Origin of the sequence: Peribacillus sp. NPDC096447, assembly GCF_044762725.1 — a bacterium.
Classification (GTDB): Bacteria; Bacillota; Bacilli; order Bacillales; family DSM-1321; genus Peribacillus.
In genome coordinates this window covers 99070-119131 of sequence record NZ_JBIWEV010000002.1, presented here as the reverse complement: position 1 = coordinate 119131, position 20062 = coordinate 99070, and the positions used below count along the sequence as shown (strand labels likewise).

Annotated in this window: 21 protein-coding genes; all 21 read left to right on the top strand. The window is 40.2% G+C overall.

Annotated elements, in window-relative coordinates; genetic code table 11:
* Positions 1-175: 175 nt before the first annotated feature.
* The 21 genes from topA (at position 176) to fliL (ending at position 20025) form a co-directional block, all read left to right on the top strand.
* Positions 176-2251, top strand: coding sequence for a type I DNA topoisomerase (gene topA / locus ACIQZD_RS07400; RefSeq protein WP_402900291.1), 2076 nt, complete (start codon positions 176-178; stop codon positions 2249-2251).
* Positions 2252-2677: 426 nt separating this feature from the next.
* The gene (gene trmFO / locus ACIQZD_RS07395; RefSeq protein WP_402900288.1) at positions 2678-3985 is read left to right on the top strand and encodes an FADH(2)-oxidizing methylenetetrahydrofolate--tRNA-(uracil(54)-C(5))-methyltransferase TrmFO; all 1308 of its coding nucleotides are present in this window, start codon (positions 2678-2680) and stop codon (positions 3983-3985) included.
* 59 nt (positions 3986-4044) lie between these two features.
* A complete protein-coding gene (gene xerC / locus ACIQZD_RS07390; protein WP_402900285.1) occupies positions 4045-4947 on the top strand; it encodes a tyrosine recombinase XerC in 903 nt (300 codons plus the stop codon).
* Between the two features lie 20 nt (positions 4948-4967).
* Complete coding sequence (hslV, locus tag ACIQZD_RS07385) at positions 4968-5495, top strand: HslVU peptidase proteolytic subunit (protein WP_048684874.1); 528 nt, start codon at positions 4968-4970, stop codon at positions 5493-5495.
* Between the two features lie 12 nt (positions 5496-5507).
* Positions 5508-6917: an ATP-dependent protease ATPase subunit HslU gene (gene hslU / locus ACIQZD_RS07380; protein WP_048684871.1), complete on the top strand. Its 1410-nt coding sequence runs from the start codon at positions 5508-5510 to the stop codon at positions 6915-6917.
* Positions 6918-7024: 107 nt separating this feature from the next.
* A complete protein-coding gene (gene codY / locus ACIQZD_RS07375; protein ID WP_057278408.1) occupies positions 7025-7804 on the top strand; it encodes a GTP-sensing pleiotropic transcriptional regulator CodY in 780 nt (259 codons plus the stop codon).
* Between the two features lie 757 nt (positions 7805-8561).
* Positions 8562-8957 carry a flagellar basal body rod protein FlgB gene (flgB, locus tag ACIQZD_RS07370; protein ID WP_402900280.1) on the top strand — a complete coding sequence of 132 codons (396 nt, stop codon included), beginning with the start codon at positions 8562-8564 and terminating at the stop codon, positions 8955-8957.
* Entirely contained in the window at positions 8957-9415 is a 459-nt protein-coding gene (flgC, locus tag ACIQZD_RS07365) for a flagellar basal body rod protein FlgC (protein ID WP_402900277.1), read from the top strand. The genes flgB and flgC overlap by 1 nt, the downstream gene beginning before the upstream one ends.
* Before the next feature lie 23 nt (positions 9416-9438).
* Positions 9439-9747 (top strand): flagellar hook-basal body complex protein FliE, encoded by a 309-nt coding sequence (gene fliE / locus ACIQZD_RS07360; RefSeq protein ID WP_402900274.1) that lies wholly within the window; start codon positions 9439-9441, stop codon positions 9745-9747.
* 93 nt (positions 9748-9840) lie between these two features.
* Positions 9841-11439, top strand: a complete 1599-nt coding sequence (gene fliF, locus ACIQZD_RS07355; RefSeq protein WP_402900271.1) for a flagellar basal-body MS-ring/collar protein FliF — start codon at positions 9841-9843, stop codon at positions 11437-11439.
* A gap of 13 nt (positions 11440-11452) precedes the next feature.
* Positions 11453-12472: a flagellar motor switch protein FliG gene (gene fliG, locus ACIQZD_RS07350; RefSeq protein ID WP_101224644.1), complete on the top strand. Its 1020-nt coding sequence runs from the start codon at positions 11453-11455 to the stop codon at positions 12470-12472.
* A complete protein-coding gene (gene fliH, locus ACIQZD_RS07345) occupies positions 12465-13229 on the top strand; it encodes a flagellar assembly protein FliH (RefSeq protein WP_402900268.1) in 765 nt (254 codons plus the stop codon). The genes fliG and fliH overlap by 8 nt, the downstream gene beginning before the upstream one ends.
* A gap of 2 nt (positions 13230-13231) precedes the next feature.
* On the top strand, positions 13232-14551 hold the full coding sequence (gene fliI, locus ACIQZD_RS07340; RefSeq protein ID WP_402900265.1) for a flagellar protein export ATPase FliI: 1320 nt from the start codon (positions 13232-13234) through the stop codon (positions 14549-14551).
* Between the two features lie 2 nt (positions 14552-14553).
* Complete coding sequence (fliJ, locus tag ACIQZD_RS07335; RefSeq protein WP_402900262.1) at positions 14554-15000, top strand: flagellar export protein FliJ; 447 nt, start codon at positions 14554-14556, stop codon at positions 14998-15000.
* 4 nt (positions 15001-15004) lie between these two features.
* Positions 15005-15622, top strand: a complete 618-nt coding sequence (locus tag ACIQZD_RS07330; RefSeq protein ID WP_402900259.1) for a MotE family protein — start codon at positions 15005-15007, stop codon at positions 15620-15622.
* A gap of 25 nt (positions 15623-15647) precedes the next feature.
* Entirely contained in the window at positions 15648-16955 is a 1308-nt protein-coding gene (locus ACIQZD_RS07325) for a flagellar hook-length control protein FliK (RefSeq protein WP_402900256.1), read from the top strand.
* An 8-nt stretch (positions 16956-16963) separates the two neighbouring features.
* Entirely contained in the window at positions 16964-17599 is a 636-nt protein-coding gene (flgD, locus tag ACIQZD_RS07320; RefSeq protein ID WP_402900253.1) for a flagellar hook assembly protein FlgD, read from the top strand.
* A 107-nt stretch (positions 17600-17706) separates the two neighbouring features.
* Positions 17707-17997 carry a TIGR02530 family flagellar biosynthesis protein gene (locus ACIQZD_RS07315; protein ID WP_402902000.1) on the top strand — a complete coding sequence of 97 codons (291 nt, stop codon included), beginning with the start codon at positions 17707-17709 and terminating at the stop codon, positions 17995-17997.
* Positions 17998-18069: 72 nt separating this feature from the next.
* On the top strand, positions 18070-19335 hold the full coding sequence (locus tag ACIQZD_RS07310; RefSeq protein WP_402900250.1) for a flagellar hook protein FlgE: 1266 nt from the start codon (positions 18070-18072) through the stop codon (positions 19333-19335).
* 49 nt (positions 19336-19384) lie between these two features.
* On the top strand, positions 19385-19600 hold the full coding sequence (locus ACIQZD_RS07305; protein WP_241591309.1) for a flagellar FlbD family protein: 216 nt from the start codon (positions 19385-19387) through the stop codon (positions 19598-19600).
* Entirely contained in the window at positions 19597-20025 is a 429-nt protein-coding gene (gene fliL, locus ACIQZD_RS07300) for a flagellar basal body-associated protein FliL (RefSeq protein WP_402900245.1), read from the top strand. The genes ACIQZD_RS07305 and fliL overlap by 4 nt, the downstream gene beginning before the upstream one ends.
* The last annotated feature ends 37 nt before the right edge of the window (positions 20026-20062 follow it).

Sequence of the window (20062 nt, the reverse complement as noted above, 5' to 3'; positions counted from 1 at the left end):
AAAGGTTGAAAATATTGTAAAACTGTTATAAGTTTTGCAAATGACACCTCTTGTCAAAATACCTATAAATAAATGAATCAGCAAGCTTTGAAAAGTAAAGAGGTGTTGACAAATGATTTTTGAATGATTAATAATAGTGAAGATTTATATTACCTCTTTGAGGAGGATTTATTGGATGTCAGAATACTTAGTGATTGTGGAATCGCCCGCAAAGGCGAAAACAATAGAACGTTACTTGGGAAAAAAATATAAAGTAAAGGCTTCCATGGGGCATGTACGCGATTTGCCTAAAAGTCAAATGGGTGTCGATGTTGAACATGAATATGAACCTAAATATATAACTATCCGCGGCAAAGGCCCGGTTTTAAAAGAATTGAAAACCGCTGCAAAAAAAGCGAAAAAAATCTATCTCGCGGCTGACCCCGACAGGGAAGGAGAAGCCATTGCCTGGCACTTGGCTCACAGTCTTGATGTTGACGTTAACTCAGATTGCCGCGTGGTATTCAATGAGATCACGAAAGAGGCTATCAAAGAATCATTTAAATCACCTAGGCCGATAAATATGAAATTGGTTGATGCACAGCAGGCAAGAAGGGTCTTGGATCGTTTGGTCGGATACAATATAAGCCCGCTATTGTGGAAAAAGGTGAAAAAAGGCTTAAGCGCGGGACGGGTCCAATCGGTTGCTGTACGGATGATCATTGACCGGGAGAAGGAGATCAAAGATTTTATCCCTGAAGAGTATTGGACAATCAAGGCTGATTTTGTAAAAGGAAAAGAACAGTTTGAAGGTTCCTTCTTCAGCATTGGCGGTGAGAAGAAGGAGTTGAATAACGAAGAGGACGTCAAAAAAGTGCTCGCTTCTTTAAATGGCGGCGAATTTACGATAGGAGCTGTCGCTAAAAAAGAAAGAAGGCGCAATCCAGCCGCTCCTTTTACGACTTCTTCCCTGCAACAGGAAGCGGCACGTAAATTGAATTTCCGTGCAAAGAAAACCATGATGCTTGCTCAGCAGCTTTATGAAGGAATCGAGCTTGGTAAGGAAGGTACAGTCGGGTTAATCACTTATATGAGAACCGATTCGACCCGGATTTCCGATGTTGCGAAAGAGGAAGTCCATACTTTCATTCAAAATAATTATGGTAAAGAGTATGTTCAGGTTGAACAGCGCAAAGAGAAAAAACAGACTAATGCCCAGGACGCCCATGAAGCGGTCAGGCCAACAAGCACATTACGTGAACCGGGTGTAGTCAAGGAGTTCTTATCCAGAGATCAATTCCGTCTTTATAAATTGATTTGGGAACGATTCGTTTCTAGTCAAATGTCTTCGGCGGTCATGGATACGATGAGCATCGACCTGCATAACGGGGACGTCATCTTCAGGGCAAATGGTTCAAAAATTAAATTCCCGGGTTTCATGAAGGTATATGTTGAAGGGTCCGATGACTCGGTGGAAGAAAAGGAAAATGCACTTCCGGATGTGAAAAAAGGGGATCAATTCTTTTCAAAAGATATCGAGCCGAAGCAGCATTTCACACAGCCTCCGCCTCGATATACTGAAGCCCGTCTTGTCAAAACCCTAGAGGAACTGGGAATAGGCCGTCCTTCTACATATGCTCCTACCTTGGATACGATTCAAAAACGGGGCTATGTTACCTTGGATAATAAACGGTTCATCCCTACAGAGCTTGGTGAGATCGTTCTTGAATTGATACGCGAATTCTTCCCGGATATTCTTGATGCAGAGTTCACTGCCAAGATGGAACAGGAATTCGACAGCGTCGAGGAAGGCAGTATCGAATGGATAAAGGTCATCGATGAATTTTATAAGGAATTTGCAGTTCATTTGGCTAAAGCTGAAGTCGAGATGGAGAAAATTGAAATCAAGGATGAACCTGCAGGTGAAGATTGCGTGGAATGCGGACATGGGATGGTCTTTAAGATGGGGCGTTATGGAAAGTTCATGGCATGCAGTAATTTCCCGGATTGCCGTAACACAAAGCCAATCGTTAAAGAAATCGGTGTTAAATGCCCAAAATGTAAAGAAGGAAACATCATTGAAAGGAAAAGTAAAAAACGCCGCATATTTTACGGGTGTGATACCTATCCTGGATGTGACTTCATATCTTGGGATAAACCGCTGCCGCGGAGTTGTCCAAAATGTGAAGGGACACTTGTTGAGAAAAAACTCAAAAAAGGCGTCCAAGTACAGTGCATGGATTGTGATTTCAAGGAATTGCCCCAAGCATAGAAAAGACCGTGAAATCGTTTACTATCATTGTGAACTATCGAAAAAACCTAAATATAAATTGACTCGGCATCTGCCGAGTTTCTTTATGTTCAGGAAAGTATGATATCATGATAGTATGTGGATTTACTTCAAAGAAGAAAATGGATAAAGCTTGAAACTTTTTTATTTAAGCCATGTGATGTAAAATTCAGTGGACAAGTACATTCTTTTAAAGATATAATTCCTATTTGTGTCCGTTACCCTTTTTAGAAGAAATGGATTGCAGGAAGAATGCCGGCTATCTGGCATATTCTTTAAATTATCGTTAGCAGGAATGAGTATTTCGGGTATAAATACATAGATATCGTTAAAAATGAAACTTTTATGAAAGCAGTTTTAATGATAAATGATCCTGTCTTATCATATCTATACATGGAGGTTCGAAAAATGAAAGAAACAAAAGTAAGTGTAATCGGTGCTGGGCTTGCTGGAAGTGAAGCGGCGTGGCAGTTAGCTAAAAGAGGAATTAAAGTCGATCTATATGAAATGCGCCCTGTAAAACAAACGCCAGCCCATCATACCGATAAATTCGCTGAACTTGTTTGTTCCAATTCACTTCGGGCAAATACGTTAACAAATGCAGTTGGTGTATTAAAAGAAGAAATGCGTATTCTGGATTCGGTCATCATGTCAGCAGCAGATGCTTGTGCTGTACCGGCTGGCGGTGCTTTAGCTGTTGATCGTCATGAATTTGCCGGTCTTGTTACGGAAAGGGTCAAAAATCATCCAAATGTAACGGTCATCAATGAAGAAGTGACGGAAATTCCGGAAGGTCCTACCGTCATTGCAACCGGTCCGCTTACAAGTCAGTCACTATCTGACAGCTTAAAGCAAATCATGGATGAAGAATACTTGTACTTCTATGATGCTGCCGCACCAATTCTTGAAAAAGACAGCATCAATATGGATAAAGTATATTTGAAATCCCGCTATGATAAAGGCGAAGCAGCTTATCTGAACTGTCCGATGACGGAAGAAGAGTTTGACCGCTTTTATGAAGCATTGATTGCTGCTGAAACAGTTCCACTTAAAGAATTCGAAAAAGAAATCTTTTTTGAAGGTTGCATGCCCATTGAAGTGATGGCATCACGCGGGAAGAAAACGATGTTATTTGGTCCACTGAAGCCTGTTGGCTTAGAAGATCCAAAAACGGGAAAACGTCCTTTTGCTGTAGTTCAATTGCGTCAAGATGATGCTGCAGGAACACTTTACAATATTGTTGGTTTTCAGACACATTTGAAATGGGGGCCGCAAAAAGAAGTATTGCAGCTCATACCTGGATTGGAAAATGCGGAAATTGTCCGTTATGGAGTTATGCATCGAAACACTTTCATAAACTCACCTAATGTTTTGAAGCCTACGTACCAATTCAAGAATCGGGATGATTTATTCTTTGCCGGACAGATGACTGGCGTCGAAGGATATGTAGAATCGGCTGCATCGGGATTGGTTGCAGGTATCAATGCTGCAAGGATCGTTCAAGGATTAGATCCTATCATTTTCCCTGCAGAGACGACGATGGGCAGCATGGCAAGGTACATAACTTCGACGAGTGGTAAGAGCTTCCAGCCGATGAATGCCAATTTTGGATTGCTTCCAGACCTTGAAGTGAGAATCAAATCCAAAAAAGAGCGGAATGAAACGCATGCTAAACGCGCTTTAGACACAATTCAGAACTTTGTGAAAAATTTGTAAAATATTTGCCTGCTGTTTTAAAGTATGATACTATTTATTAGCCTTTGCGAGGTGTTTCCATGATTAATCAAAAAAAGGCATTATCATCCTTCATCGAATATTTACAAATTGAAAAGAACAGTTCACATTACACCATTGAAAATTACAAACGTGATATTCACGAATTTTTTCTGTTCCTTAATGAACAGGGCATTGAGGACATCACGTCCGTTGAATATCTTGATGTCCGGTTATATTTAACGAATTTATATGAGAAAAAACTCTCTAAGCGCACTGTAGCAAGAAAAACTTCTTGTTTGCGGAGCCTTTATAAATTTTTACTACGTGAAGGTGATGTGAAGGATAATCCTTTTTCCCTTGCTTCTTTACCTAAAAAGGATCAAAGACTGCCACGTTTTCTCTATGAGAAGGAAATGGATCAGTTGTTTTCTTCTTTAAAGAAAGATTCACCGATAGGAATAAGGAACAATGCCTTACTGGAATTATTATATGCTACAGGCATTCGCGTAAGTGAATGTTGTGATATTAAACTGCAGGATATCGATCTTTCCTTAGGGACGGTACTGATCCATGGAAAAGGAAAAAAAGATCGCTACGTTCCGGTTGGTAGATATGCACAGGATGCGATAGATTTATACATACGTACAGCCAGGATGGAATTGACTTCGTCTGACGCCAAGGCGCATGTTTATTTATTTGTTAATTTTCGTGGAGACCCTCTGACACCTAGGGGAGTTCGCTATATATTGAATGAATTGATTAAAAAGTCAGCCGCTGATGGAAGTCTTCATCCCCATATGCTAAGGCATTCGTTTGCTACACACCTATTGAATAATGGGGCGGACATTCGCACGGTTCAGGAATTGCTTGGTCATTCAAAAATTTCATCAACGCAAGTGTATACGCATGTTACAAAAGACCAATTGAAAAAAGTCTACAATGCATCACATCCGCGGCCTTAAATGTTGAAAGGGGACACTTTATGACAACGATATTTGCAGTGCATCATAAAGGTGAATGTGCCATGTCCGGTGATGGGCAGGTTACTTTAGGAAATTCAGTAGTGATGAAGCATACAGCGAGGAAAGTAAGAAAAATCTTTAATGGTAATGTCCTTGCAGGTTTTGCAGGTTCCGTTGCAGATGCTTTCACTTTATTTGAGATGTTCGAAGCTAAACTTGAAGAGTATAATGGCAATCTTCAGCGCGCTGCCGTTGAAATGGCAAAGCAATGGAGAAGTGACAATGTATTGAGAAAGCTTGAAGCCATGCTAGTCGTGATGGATAAGAACCATTTACTGCTCGTTTCTGGCACCGGGGAAGTAATTGAACCGGATGACGGGATTCTCGCCATAGGATCGGGAGGGAATTATGCATTGGCTGCAGGCAGGGCATTAATGCGGTTTTCCAGTGACCACTTATCGGCAAAGGAAATCGCTCAATCATCTTTACAAATTGCAGCGGAAATTTGTGTATTTACAAATACGAATATAATCGTGGAAGAGTTGTAAGGAGGAGCGCAAATGTCAAAAAAAGCTAATTTAACACCGAGGCAAATCGTTGAAAAACTGGATCAGTATATCGTAGGGCAGCGTGAGGCAAAACGGGCAGTGGCAGTGGCTCTTCGGAATCGCTACCGACGTTCCCTTCTCTCGGATCAACTTCGTGACGAAGTCGTTCCGAAGAATATATTAATGATTGGACCGACAGGTGTTGGGAAAACAGAAATAGCTCGGAGAATGGCTAAATTGGTAGGTGCTCCTTTTGTAAAAGTTGAAGCAACGAAATTTACGGAAGTCGGGTATGTCGGCCGGGATGTAGAGTCCATGGTCCGTGACTTGGTGGAGACTTCCGTCCGCCTCGTGAAGGAAGAAAAGATGGCTAGCGTAAAGGAACGGGCAGAAGAAAATGCAAATCGCCGTTTAATAGAGCTATTAGTGCCATCCACTAAAAAACAGAGTAATTTCAAGAATCCTCTTGAAGTCTTTTTTGGAGGCAATAACAATCAAGACGAACAGGACCCGGAAGAAAATTCCGAAGATTTAAGTTTGCAGGAAAAAAGAAAAATCGTCGCTGAAAAGCTGGCTAATGGTGAGTTGGAAAGTGAAATGATAACGGTCGAAGTGGAAGAACAGGCTGCTTCGATGTTTGATATGCTCCAAGGTTCGGGAATGGAACAAATGGGGATGAACATGCAGGACGCTTTAGGAAGCTTGATGCCGAAAAAAAGCAAGAAGCGCAAATTGAAAGTAAGTGAAGCGAGAACCGTTTTAACAAATGAAGAAGCGGCAAAATTGATTGATATGGATGAAGTCACTTCCGATGCAGTATACGGGGCTGAGCAAAATGGGATTATCTTTATTGATGAAATAGACAAAATTGCAAGTAAGCAATCTGGAAGTTCATCAGCGGATGTATCAAGAGAGGGTGTTCAAAGAGATATCCTGCCAATTGTTGAGGGTTCGACAGTTGTGACTAAATATGGGTCAGTTAAAACGGATCATGTCCTATTTATTGCTGCTGGGGCCTTTCATATGGCTAAGCCATCCGACCTTATCCCTGAATTACAAGGTAGATTCCCAATTCGTGTTGAATTGAACAAACTGACTGTAGACGACTTTGTACGGATTCTTCATGAACCGGATAATGCCTTGTTAAAACAATATGTTGCTTTATTAGAAACTGAAGGTATAGAAATTGAATTTTCTGACGATGCTGTTCGTAAGATAGCTGAAGTGGCCTTCGAAGTAAATCAAAACACTGACAATATTGGTGCAAGAAGACTTCATACCATTTTGGAACGGTTGCTTGAAGACTTATCGTTTGAAGCTCCGGAAATAACGATGGAGAAGATTACAATTACCCCCCAATATGTCGAAGGTAAGCTTGGTTCTATCGCCCGGAACAAAGATTTAAGCCAGTTTATCCTTTAATTAAGAAACAATTGGGCAATGATTTGCCTACGCAATGAACATAAAATTACGGAAATACAACTTCATAGTTATTGTGAACCATGGTATTTTTAGGAGGAACAAATCAAATGAACTTATTAGCAAAAACAAGAAAAATCAATGCAATGCTCCAAAAAGCAGCAGGTAAAGCAGTTAACTTCAAGGAAATGGCTGAAAGTTTAAGTGAAGTTATCGAAGCGAATGTATTCGTCGTCAGCCGCCGCGGGAAATTACTTGGCATAGCAGTAAGTCAGCAAATTGAAAACGAACGCATGTACAAAATGTTGGAAGATAAACAATTCCCTGAAGAGTACACAAAAAACCTTTTCAATATTCCCGAAACCTCTTCGAACCTTGATATCGAAAGCGAATATACTGCTTTCCCAGTCGAAAATAAAGAGCTTTTCGCAACTGGATTAACAACGATCGTACCGATTATGGGTGGGGGAGAACGTTTAGGAACATTGGTACTTGCCCGATTACAAGAAAAATTTCACGATGATGATTTAATTTTGGCTGAATATGGTGCGACTGTAGTCGGCATGGAAATCCTGCGTGAAAAATCAGAAGAGATAGAAGAAGAAGCACGTAGTAAAGCTGTCGTTCAAATGGCAATATCTTCGTTATCTTACAGCGAATTGGAAGCAATTGAGCACATCTTTGAGGAGCTTAAAGGTAATGAAGGTCTGCTTGTAGCATCCAAAATTGCAGACCGTGTCGGCATCACCCGTTCCGTTATCGTAAATGCACTAAGGAAACTGGAAAGTGCAGGAGTCATTGAATCACGCTCTCTTGGAATGAAAGGTACTTATATCAAAGTATTGAACGATAAATTCCTACTTGAATTAGAGAAGCTTAAAAATAATTAACAGACTAAAAAGGCAGTCCTTGAAAAAGGGCTGCCTTTTTTTGTGATATTTGGATCTGTTGCTGTTCTGGGACTAACAGGCAAATGCGGGTGAATGACAGGGGTAGAAACGAAAAAGAGGTAATTCGGATTAAAATGAAATGTGAATATAGGCATGTTTTCTATTAGAAGCAGTAAAGATAGTTAAATATTTCTTGAAAAGGGTAATTATATTATTATAACTGTCGATATGATGAAAATGAAGATGATGTTACTTTTTGATTATAAAAATCCTATGGATAACGGGTTTCAGCCAGCTAGGAATTTTGTCGAATGGATCATAACTTTAAAAAACATCGTTTTTTTCAAAAAAAGAAAAAATGCAGTAATCATTTGTTTTCTTAAGAATCCTTTATTTAAAAGGGTGAAATCAACTAAAATGAAATAATTAATTTAAAATAAACTTAAAAATTAGTTCTAAAGTATCAGGTATATAGATTTGTTTTTCGATATGATATATAATCTAATAGAAGTAAAATTTGGGTAATATGTAGAATATCATAATAAAATGTAATATAACGTCATATTAATCCTTTAATTATACTAATAAAAACGACAAATTTGAGCAAGTTTTGACAATTTTCGACGATAATGGGTCTAAAGTCCGTGTATTATTTATGGACATAGTTATAATGTTTCTTTAAAATTAAAACGTAAATGCGCTGGGTTAATTTATTGATAAAGTCATTATCTGTTAATTATAGAAAGAGGTGATCGATGTGGAATTATTTTCGAATACTTTTCAATCACTTGAAAATGCCCTTGATTATTCTAATGCCAAACAAAAAGTCATTTCACAGAACATAGCCAATTCGGATACGCCTAATTATAAAGCTAAAGAGGTCGACAAAATACAATCCTTTAAGGGAGAACTGGAATCTTCCCTGGAGTCATATCGTACCGATGAACGACATTTTACCTTCAAATCAGAGGGGAGGCATGCTTCTCACATCGTGACGCAGAAAAATGTCCGATATAACAATAATGGAAATAGCGTGGACGTTGATAAGGAAATGACGGACCTTGCTGCCAACCAGATTTATTATAATGCAGTAACCGACAGGCTTTCAGGTAAGTTTCAATCATTGCAGAATGTAATTAGAGGAGGTAAGTGATGGGAATCTTTCAAAGTATAAACATGACCGGATCTAGCCTGACGAGTCAAAGGGTAAGGATGGATGTAATCTCCGCTAATATGGCTAATGCCGATACTACCAGGGCGGAATATGACGCTGAATCAAAAACATGGAAGCCATACACAAGAAAATCGGTTGTGCTGCAAAGTAAGGAAAACGGTTTTTCGAGTTTCTTAAACGCAGCATCAGGAAAAACGAGCGAGGTAGGGAATGGAGTGAAGGTGACTGGAATAGTAAAAGATGAAACACCTTTTGAACTGGATTACAATCCCGAACATCCTGATGCGAATGAAGATGGTTATGTTGAAATGCCAAATGTCGACCCGCTTCGGGAAATGGTTGATTTAATGAGTGTCACACGCTCATACGAAGCAAATGTGACAGTTTTAAATGCATCAAAGGGAATGATGATGAAAGCTTTGGAAATCGGGAAATAAAAGTTTGAAAGGAGATTGTTGATATGGAGGGGATTTCTCTTTCTGCAGTGAACAATGCAAGTAATGTTCTGAAAAAAGAGCGAAACAATACTAATACACCATACGAAGCACAGCAAGATTTTGCGTCGGTATTAAAAGAATCAATGAATAAAGTTAACGAAACGCAAGTGGCATCTGATGATCTTACAACCAAATTGGTTAATGGGGAGGATGTTGAGCTTCATTCGGTGATGATAGCTTCACAAAAAGCCAGCGTAACCATGCAGGCTACATTAGAGGTTCGGAATAAGGTTGTGGAAGCCTACCAGGAAATGATGAGAATGAGTATATAGCATTCATTTTTTAACCTCATTATATATAGAAAAATGACCAGGGGGAAAAGTAATCCCCCAATCATAAATTCATAGACTGACCGGGGGATTTAAATGAATGAAGTACTAGTGAACTTTAAAAACAAAATAACTGCTTACTGGACAAGCCGCAGTAAAAAACAAAAATTCATGATGATTGGTTCAGCGGCATTAATTATCATCATCATTACGGCAGTTTCAATTTTAACCACGCGTACGACGCTGGTGCCCTTATATTCCAACTTAACTCCTTCGGAAACGGGGAGCATTAAAGAAAATTTAGACAGTCAAGGGATTATGAATGAAGTTTCTGAAAATGGAACGACCATAAAAGTTCCAGAAGAAAAGCTGGATTCACTTAAAGTGGAGCTGGCAGCTGAAGGAATTCCGGAATCAGGCAGTATTGACTATTCCTTTTTTAGTCAAAGTGCCGGTATCGGAATGACCGAAAATGAATTCAATGTCATTAAACTTGACTCGATGCAAACGGAATTGGCCAGTTTAATAAAAAAGATTGATGGAGTAGAAGATGCGAGTGTTATGATCACTCTTCCTGATAAAGGAGTTTTTGTCAGTGATTCAGCTGGGGAAGCGTCGGCATCCATTGTATTGAATACGAAACCCGGTTATAAATTTGAAGAAAGTCAAATCAATTCCCTTTATCATCTGGTCTCAAAAAGTGTTCCGAATCTCCCTACAGATAATATCGTCATTATGAACCAAGAGTTTGAGTACTTCGATCTTGAAAATGAAAATTCTTCTTTCGCGTCCGCATTTGCAACCCAAAACGATATAAAAAAAGAAATAGAACGCGATATTCAAAGACAGGTACAAAATATGCTTGGAACGATAATGGGGAGAGACAAAGTGGTTGTTTCAGTCACGACAGACATTGATTTCACTCAAGAAAATCGGGAAGAGAATTTAGTGGAACCGGTCGATGAAGAAAATATGGCTGGAATTGAAATTTCTGCGCAAAGGATCAATGAAACGTATAGCGGGGACGCAGCTGGTGCAGGAGGCGTTCCGCAAAGTGAGGATTCCTCAGATTCATTGGGATCGAGTTACGTTGATGGCACAAACGGATCCGGTGATTATGAAAAAGTGGATGAAACGATAAATAGTGAAGTGAACCGAATCAAGAAAGAAATAGTAGAAAGCCCATATAAAGTCAAAGATTTAGGTATTCAGGTCATGGTCGAACCGCCCACAGCTGACGATCCGAATTCTTTATCTCAACAGAGTATGGATGATATTACACAAATCCTTGGTACGGTAATCCGTACGACAATCGAGAAAAAAGCTGAAGGGGAAGAGCTGACGGACGAGGAGCTTAATAATAAAATCGCGATTTCCGTTCAGCCGTTTAACGGAAAAATGAAGTTGCAAAAAGATGAAACGAAACCTTCGTTACCGATATGGGCATACGTCGTCGGCGGAGTGCTAATACTTGCCATTATCATTCTCTTAATCTTATTCCTCCGTTCCCGAAAGCAAGCTGAAATGGAAGAGGAGTACGTGGTTGAAGAGGAAGAAGTCGTATTCGATGTTCCGGATCTGAACAAAGAGAAGGAAACGGAAGCATCTTTAAAAAGAAAACAACTGGAGAAGCTGGCAAAAGAAAAGCCGGATGAATTTGCAAAATTATTAAGAAGCTGGATAGCAGAAGACTAGGAGGCTTAAGAAAATGACAGATAGAAAAAAAAAAGCCGGATTGACTGGCAAACAGAAAGCTGCCATCCTCCTTATTTCCTTAGGCCCGGATGTTTCTGCATCCGTTTATAAGCATCTTTCCGAAGAGGAAATTGAGAGATTGACCCTTGAAATTTCGGGAGTGAGGAAAGTGGACTCCCAAGATAAAGAGGAAATTCTGGAAGAATTCCATAATATTGCTTTAGCACAGGATTACATCTCCCAGGGCGGGATAGGATATGCCAAGCAGGTTCTTGAAAAGGCATTAGGTACTGATCAGGCAACCGCCATCATTAACCGTTTAACATCATCCTTGCAGGTTCGTCCATTCGACTTTGCGAGAAAGGCAGATCCTGGACAGATCTTGAATTTCATTCAGAACGAGCATCCGCAGACCATTGCATTGATCTTGTCCTATCTTGATCCCACACAGGCTGGACAAATATTGTCTGAGCTTCCGCAAGAGGTGCAGGCCGATATTGCAAGAAGGATTGCTTTAATGGATAGCACTTCTCCGGAAATCATAAATGAAGTGGAGCAAATACTTGAAAGGAAACTTTCAGCGACTGTAACCCAAGATTATACACAGACTGGTGGAGTGGAAGCCGTTGTAGATGTGTTGAATGGTGTTGACCGCTCAACGGAAAGAACGATCTTGGATGCACTTGAGATCCAAGATCCGGAGCTTGCTGAGGAAATCAAGAAACGAATGTTTGTTTTTGAAGATATCGTGACCCTTGATGGCAGAGCGATTCAGCGCGTTGTCAGGGAATCCGATAACGAAGATCTTAAACTTTCTCTTAAAGTGGCTAGTGATGAAGTGAAGGAAATCGTTTTCCGAAACATGTCAAAACGTATGGTTGAAACGTTCCAGGAAGAAATGGAATATATGGGGCCAGTACGTTTGCGTGATGTAGAAGAAGCACAATCAAGAATTGTTGCCGTCATTCGACGACTGGAGGAAACTGGAGACATCGTGATTGCCCGCGGCGGAGGGGATGATATCATTGTCTAGGATTATCAAATCCCAGCAGGCTAACCAGGAGAAAAGCAAAAAGATAGCGATAAAAGTTCGCCCTTTTGACTTTCTTCAAAATGATGATGCAGATGAGCGAAAAAACCTTCATTATATTCAATCTGATGAATTTCTCAAAGATGCCAAACAGGAAGCGGAAACGTTATTGCTCGATGCTAAGCAAAAAGCCCAAGCGATTGCTGCTGAAATCCAGCAAGACCGAGAGCAATGGGAGAATCAAGAAAAAGCAATGTTTATCGAACAAGCTCAAAAAGAAGGGTATCAGCAGGGCGTCGAAGATGGGATCCAAAAGGGTTATAGCGAGATTGCCGCGGAAATGGCTTTCGCAAAAGAAGTGGTGGAGTCCTCTAAAAAAGATTATCGGCACCATATCGAATCATCTGAAACCGTTATTTTGAATCTTGCCCTGAAGGTGGCAGAGAAAATTATCGGGCAACAGCTTGAAAAAGATGAAGAGTCTTTTTTATCCATAGTCAAAAGAGCCATCAAAGAAGTGAGGGATTACCGTGAAGTGCAATTGCATATCCATCCGATCCGATATCAATCGATTCTTTCTCATAAAGATGAGTTGGTGGCAATCTTTCCGAAAGATACTGAGCTGTATATCTTTCCGGATGATGAGCTTGGAGAAAGCAGCTGTATCATCGAATCCGAAAACGGAAGGATGGATGCGAGTGTCGACAGTCAGCTGCAGGAAATAAAAGTGAAACTAACTGAATTGCTGGAAGGGGAATAAAGATGAAAACTAGAGACCTATTGCCCTTGGTTGATGAAGTTGATCCATTCAAACATTATGGACGGGTCAAACGTGTCGTGGGGTTAATGATAGAATCTCAAGGCCCTGAAAGCTCTGTAGGTGATGTTTGTTATATCCATACAGGCATACAAAAAAAGAAAAACCGAATCTTAGCCGAAGTGGTCGGTTTCCGTGATGAAATGGTTATTTTAATGCCATTTACAGCAGTTAGTGATATTGCTCCGGGCTGTATCGTGGAAGGAAGCGGACGGAGTCTTGAGATAAAGGTGGGAAGTGGGCTTATTGGCAAAGTAGTCGATCCATTGGGACATCCCATTGATGACTCACTTCTTCCCAAAGGTCTGGCGACAATTTCTGTGGATCAAGATCCGCCGAATCCGATGAAACGACCTCCCATTAATGAACCGATAGATGTAGGAGTCCGGGTGATTGATAGTTTATTAACAGTTGGAAAAGGACAACGTGTTGGTATCTTTGCAGGAAGCGGCGTCGGGAAAAGCACGTTGCTTGGTATGGTAGCAAGGAATACGACGGCTGACTTAAACGTAATCGGTCTCATTGGAGAACGTGGCCGTGAAGTTCGTGAATTCATTGAGAAAGATCTTGGACCGGAAGGGCTGGCACGATCAATCGTTGTAGTGGCGACATCTGACCAGCCAGCGTTGATGAGGATAAAGGGTGCTTTGACGGCAACTGCCATCGCGGAATATTTTCGTGATAAGGGATTGAATGTGATGCTGATGATGGATTCGGTCACGAGGGTTGCGATGGCCCAGAGGGAAATTGGGCTTGCCATCGGGGAACCGCCGACGACCAAAGGGTATACCCCCTCCGTTTTCGCCATCCTGCCAAGGTTACTCGAAAGAACGGGTACAAATCAGCTTGGTACCATTACAGCTTTTTATACGGTACTCGTCGACGGTGATGATATGAATGAACCGATTGCTGATGCTGTCAGGGGAATTTTGGATGGTCACTTCATACTGGACCGAAACTTAGCCAATAAAGGACAGTTTCCAGCGCTCAATGTATTAAAGAGCATTAGTCGTGTCATGAACAATATAGTTTGTGACAAGCAAAAAAACGCCGCGGAAAAATTACGGGCAAGTTTATCAACCTATATGGAGTCGGAAGATTTGATTAATATAGGAGCTTATAAGAAGGGTTCTTCCAAACAAATTGATAACTCGATTACACGCTATCCGGAAATCATTTCATTTTTGAAGCAAGGAACCCATGAAAAAGCTACCAAAGATAATAGTATCAATGCCCTTGTCGAATTGATGGAGAAAGGTGATTAATAATGATTTATCAATATAAATTCGAGAAGATCCTGACCATCAAAGAAAAAGAAAAAACCGATGCACTAGCTAAATATAATGCTGCTTTAAAAAAATTTGAAGCAGTGGCAGAAAAGCTATATAAGCTTTTAAAGAAAAAGGAAGAGTTGCTTGAGTTTCAACAGGAAAAGCTGCGAAATGGATTATCCATACAGGAAATTCGTCATCATCAGTTATTTATGGACAACTTGGAAAAACTCTTAAACAACTGTCAACAGGAAGTCATTGAAGCGCGATACAAGATGAGTATTCAACGGGATATATTAATGGAAAGAAATATCGAGGTTAAAAAGTACGAGAAAATGAAAGAAAATGATTTTCTTAAATTCCTCGATGTCATTAAGGAAGCTGAGAACAAACAAATGGATGAAATATCAATCCGGCAATTCTTAAGTAAAGGCGTAAGGTGATGGAATGCGTAAAAAAAGTGAATCTAATGGATTGGAAGAATTGGAAGAAAGCAAGGTAAATAAGTTTCAATGGTTTCTTGTCATCTTCATTCCGTTAATCTTTGCGGTAACTGTTGCGTTGATCGTTTTTACAGTTGCAGGGGTGAATGTAGTGGAAAAGGCAAAGGATATGTCTGCGAAAATACCCTTCATTGAATCGGATCAAAAGGATGAAGAGAAAGATAAACCAGCCAAGAGTGATGAGAAAGTTTCCATGAAGCTAGAAAAATTAGAAACCGAGATTGAAAACAAGGAAAAAGAGATAGAAAAGCTTGAGAGCATCATCGATACACGTGACAAGGCCATTGAAAAAGCAGAAGCGGAAAAACAGCAGCTTCAAACAGAAATGAATCAACTTAAAGATAGTCAGAATAATAGTAAACAAGCGTTCAAAGATATAATCCGTACTTATGAAACGATGGCTCCCAAGAAGGCTGCACCTATCATTACTGAAATGAATGATGAAGATGCAGTGGAGATTCTCTCAAGTATGAAAGCAGCCACTTTAGCTAAGGTTTTGGAGCAAATGACAACGGCTGATGCTGCAAGGTTAACGAAGAAACTAACGGAACAAAGTTCTTAAGTGGAAAGAGTTAGGGGGTGAATATATGAATTCTGCCATTAATTCTTTACTTCCCTTGGCATCATTAAGTCTAAATGTACCAATTAAGCCAAATCAGCAAACTAATTCAGGGTTTGGGTCAGTCCTTCAATCAGCGATAGGGGCAGAACCTCCTATTCCATCGGATATATGCGGCAACCCTGAAAGACGAATGTCTGAAATAAACGATTTGTTTGGTTTTTTGAAACTTGAAAGGTTAAGTGATACAGGGGAAGAGAGTCCTGCAGAGACCCCTTCAGTAAACAAACAAGACAGCAACCTTATTTTACAGGTCCTAAAAAATATAGTTGGAAATGATGAGGGTGCCCTTGATGATTTCTTTGCGAGCATCGAAGAACTGGATTTGGAACAAGAAGGTGATGACATCAGCCTGAATCCACAAAGTTTGTTATCAGCCAATGTCATGGAACTGTATACCGCCCTGAAAAAAGTTACTGTATTGAGCGAAGAAGAATGGCATGACCTCCCATTATCTGGTGTGGTGAATCTTTTGAAACTGGTGAAAATTCAAGATCTTCTCTCGGAGAATAAGGATATGACACAAGATGAAGCGGCCATCCAGAAACCAATGAAACACCTGCTTGAAGGGATAACGGGGAAGCTGGAGAAATGGCTGTCCAATCAGTCAAAATCAAAAACAGAACCTGACCAATCCAACACTTTGGAGAAAGGGCAAAGTAAAGCAATAGAGACATTTAAAAGCGCATTCTTGCAATTATCTGGGACTGCCAAGGTAAATAAAGACGGGACAGTCGCTAGCAGTGTGACTTTGCAAAGTCCGGATAGTGGTAAACATCAAGGGTCTGGTATGCCTTTTCTCATGACAAAGCTGGAGCAATTCGTCTTGGCGGCTCCCAAAGTTGAGCAAACTGCCAGTCAAGGAGAGTTTGTTAAGCAATTTGAAAATATTTTAAGTAAGGCGAACTTTAGCGTAACTAACGGTGTAAATAAACTGTTGATCAGATTGAATCCTGAACATTTAGGGTCCCTAAGAATCGAGCTGATTCAAAAGGATGGTATGCTGTCAGCCAAGATTCTGGCTACTACTGCACAGGCCAAAGATATGCTGGAGAATCAGATTCATGGTTTAAAACAAGCGTTTAGCGGACAAAACATTCAAATTGAAAGAATTGAAATAATACAAGCCTTCAATGCTTTTAACTCTGAGAAATTCAGCCAGAAAGATGCGGATGAACATAATGAACAACAGGAGAGTAAGGAAGAAAGCAATGATGAGACGGAAAGCGAGTTTACGGGATCCCTTGCCGATGCTCTGTTAAATCTGGAAGTGTAGGTGAAAAAATGACGACCATCGATACGTCACTATTATTATCAAAATCCCAAACTGAAAACAGAAAAACCGGGGATGCATTGGGAAAAGATGATTTCTTGAAATTGTTGCTTACCCAGCTTCAAAACCAAGATCCGTCAAGTCCGATGGACAATACGGAATTCATCGCCCAAATGGCCACTTTTTCTTCTCTGGAACAGATGATGAATATGGGAGCCCAAATGGAAGAAATAATCGGGATCAATCAACAAAATAGTTTAATGAACTATAACTCTTTTGTCGGAAAGGAAGTCACTTGGCACAAATTGGATGAAGGCGATGATGACCTTGCGATAGAAGAAGGAACAGGCATCGTTAAATCGATCCAATATAAGGGTGATGGCGTTTATTTTCTTTTAGAAGATGGCACAAAGCTAGAACCCGCAAATATTTCGGCAATGAAACAAACAAGTTCCACGTCGAATAGCTTGACGGCGGCAAGTGAATTAATAGGCAAGCGCGTTTCCTGGGTGGATGAAAAAAATGGAGAGACATCAGCTGTCGTAATCTCGGTATCCATGAGTGATGGCAAACTGCAAATTGAAGTGGATGATGAAAACAAAACCAAGTTATCATCAGAGCAATTGATAAAAATCGCTGAAGCTTAAGGGGCGGGAATATGAATAAACTTGGTTTTCAAGCAAATTCCGCTCAAGCGATGACACAAACAAAATTACCGTTAAGGCAAAGGCAGATGATCTAGCAAGGCTTTCAACTGCATTTTCAAGCTGCTGTCTCCACAAATGAAAAAATGACCATCAGTAAACATGCTCAATTTCGGATGAGTCAAAGGAGTATAGAAATAGCGTCACAAACTTGGGACAAAATAGCCCTTAAAGCCAATGAGGCCAAAAAAATGGGTGTAACCGAATCTCTTATCATTACAGAGAATGCGGCACTGATAGTAAGCACGAAAAACTATAATGTCATCACAGTCATGGACAGGGAAGAAGCAACATCACAAATTTTCACGAACATCAATGGAACCATAATTTTAGATAAATAGGCTGGACCTGAAATAGGAAGCCTGGACTGCGGAATGACGGAAGCAGTCTTTATATGAAAGGGGAGCTTTTACATGCTTCGTTCAATGTATTCGGGAATAAGCGGATTAAAAAACTTACAAACAAAATTGGATGTTATCGGTAATAACGTCGCCAATGTCAATACATATGGTTTCAAAAAAAGCCGTGTGACATTCAGCGATGCGATGAACCAAACGGTATCTGGTGCAAGTGCAGCAACAGCCAATAAAGGAGGAACCAATTCTAAACAAATTGGATTGGGTTCCACGATTGCTACAATCGATACGATCCATACACAGTCAAGCCTGCAAACCACCGGCCGCGATCTTGATTTAGGAATATCTGGTGATGGCTATTTCGTCGTCAAGCAAGGCGATTCTCTTTCATATACACGTGCAGGAAACTTTTATCTGGATGATAATGGTACGCTTGTCAACGCGAATGGTTTGAAAGTGCAGGCTTACAAGGTTGATGAAAACGGGAAACGATCAAAAACGATTGGCGACGTTGCTGTTAACGTCAATGCGATTTTACCTGCCATTACAACTACTAAAATATCAGTAAGTGGAAATCTAGCTGCCGACGCAATTGATGGTACCGTATTTAGCCAGCAAATGAAAGTTGTGGATGAAAAGGGTAAAGAACAAACGGCAACTATCTATTTCCAAAAAAACGGTGATGATAAATGGGAGCTTTTTGATGAAGAACCTGCTGCTTTGGGGGATACATCAGCTACTAAACCAAAACCCTTCACAACGGTTAATTTCGACGCTAATGGTCAGATAGTGGCAGCCGATAAAACCCAGTCAGGTCAAACCATAAACATTTCAAGCGGCAAAGAGGATGACTCGGATACACCAGGTGATGAAAGCGTACAAAAAGTTAATTTGGATTTTGATTTCTCGAATCTTACTCAAGTTAAAGGTTCCACCACTGCTCTTGTCAATCCGAATGGTAATAAAGAAGGTAAACTGGAAAGCTTTAATATTGGTTCATCAGGGGAAATAAATGGCGTTTATTCCAACGGTCTGATCACTACCTTAGGCCAACTGGCCGTCGCCAAGTTTTCCAATGCATCTGGCTTGACGAAAACCGGTGGCAATACTTTTCAGGAATCAATAAACTCAGGTACTGCAAATATCAATATCGCAGGTGAGGGGCGCGGTGTTATTGCATCAGGTTCTTTGGAAATGTCCAATGTGGATTTATCCGAAGAGTTTACTGAAATGATCGTTGCTCAACGAGGTTTCCAGTCGAATTCGAGGATCATCACGACGTCGGATGAGATTTTGCAGGAATTGGTTAACTTAAAACGATAGGTTAAGGGAGGGAGGAGCCAGGTGCTTTTTGCCCTGGCTCCTAAATATCATTATCAAAGTCACAAGGCTCAATGGAAAATGCTTTTATATCAATGCATTGTACATAGACACAGTCGAGTCATTGCCAGATACGACCATTACTTTTACAAATGGTAAGAAAATCGTTGTGCTAGAGAAGGAAGAGGAACTGGTTGAAGCTATTATACAATTTTATCGTACCGTTAATATTCTCGGTTTTCGTAAGGATGTGGAGGAAAGTTCATGAAAAAAAATCTATTGACCATTATGTTAATCATACTCGTGGCTATAACGCTTGTTGGTGTCATAGCGGTCGTGGTTGTGACAAAGTTATCTGATCCCACATCTGCCGAAGATAAACCTAGCATTGACGAAATTGTCAAATCATCAGTTGAGATTCCTGAAATTACTACGAATCTTGCCGGCAATGATTATATCAAAATCTCATTTATGGTCCAAACAGAAAATAAAAAAGCAAAAGAAGAGTTGGAAAAAAGAAATTTTCAAGTGAAGAATATCATCATTACCGAACTATCAGAAATGAAAGCGGCAGAGTTAACCGGTAAAAAAGGCAAGGAAAAGCTTCAAGAAGCGTTAAAGACTAGAATGAATGAATTAATGGAAGAAGGAAAAGTTGAAAAGGTTTATATAACCTCCTCGATTCTGCAATAAGAACATCCTTGCTTCATTAAATAAGAAGGAGAAGCTT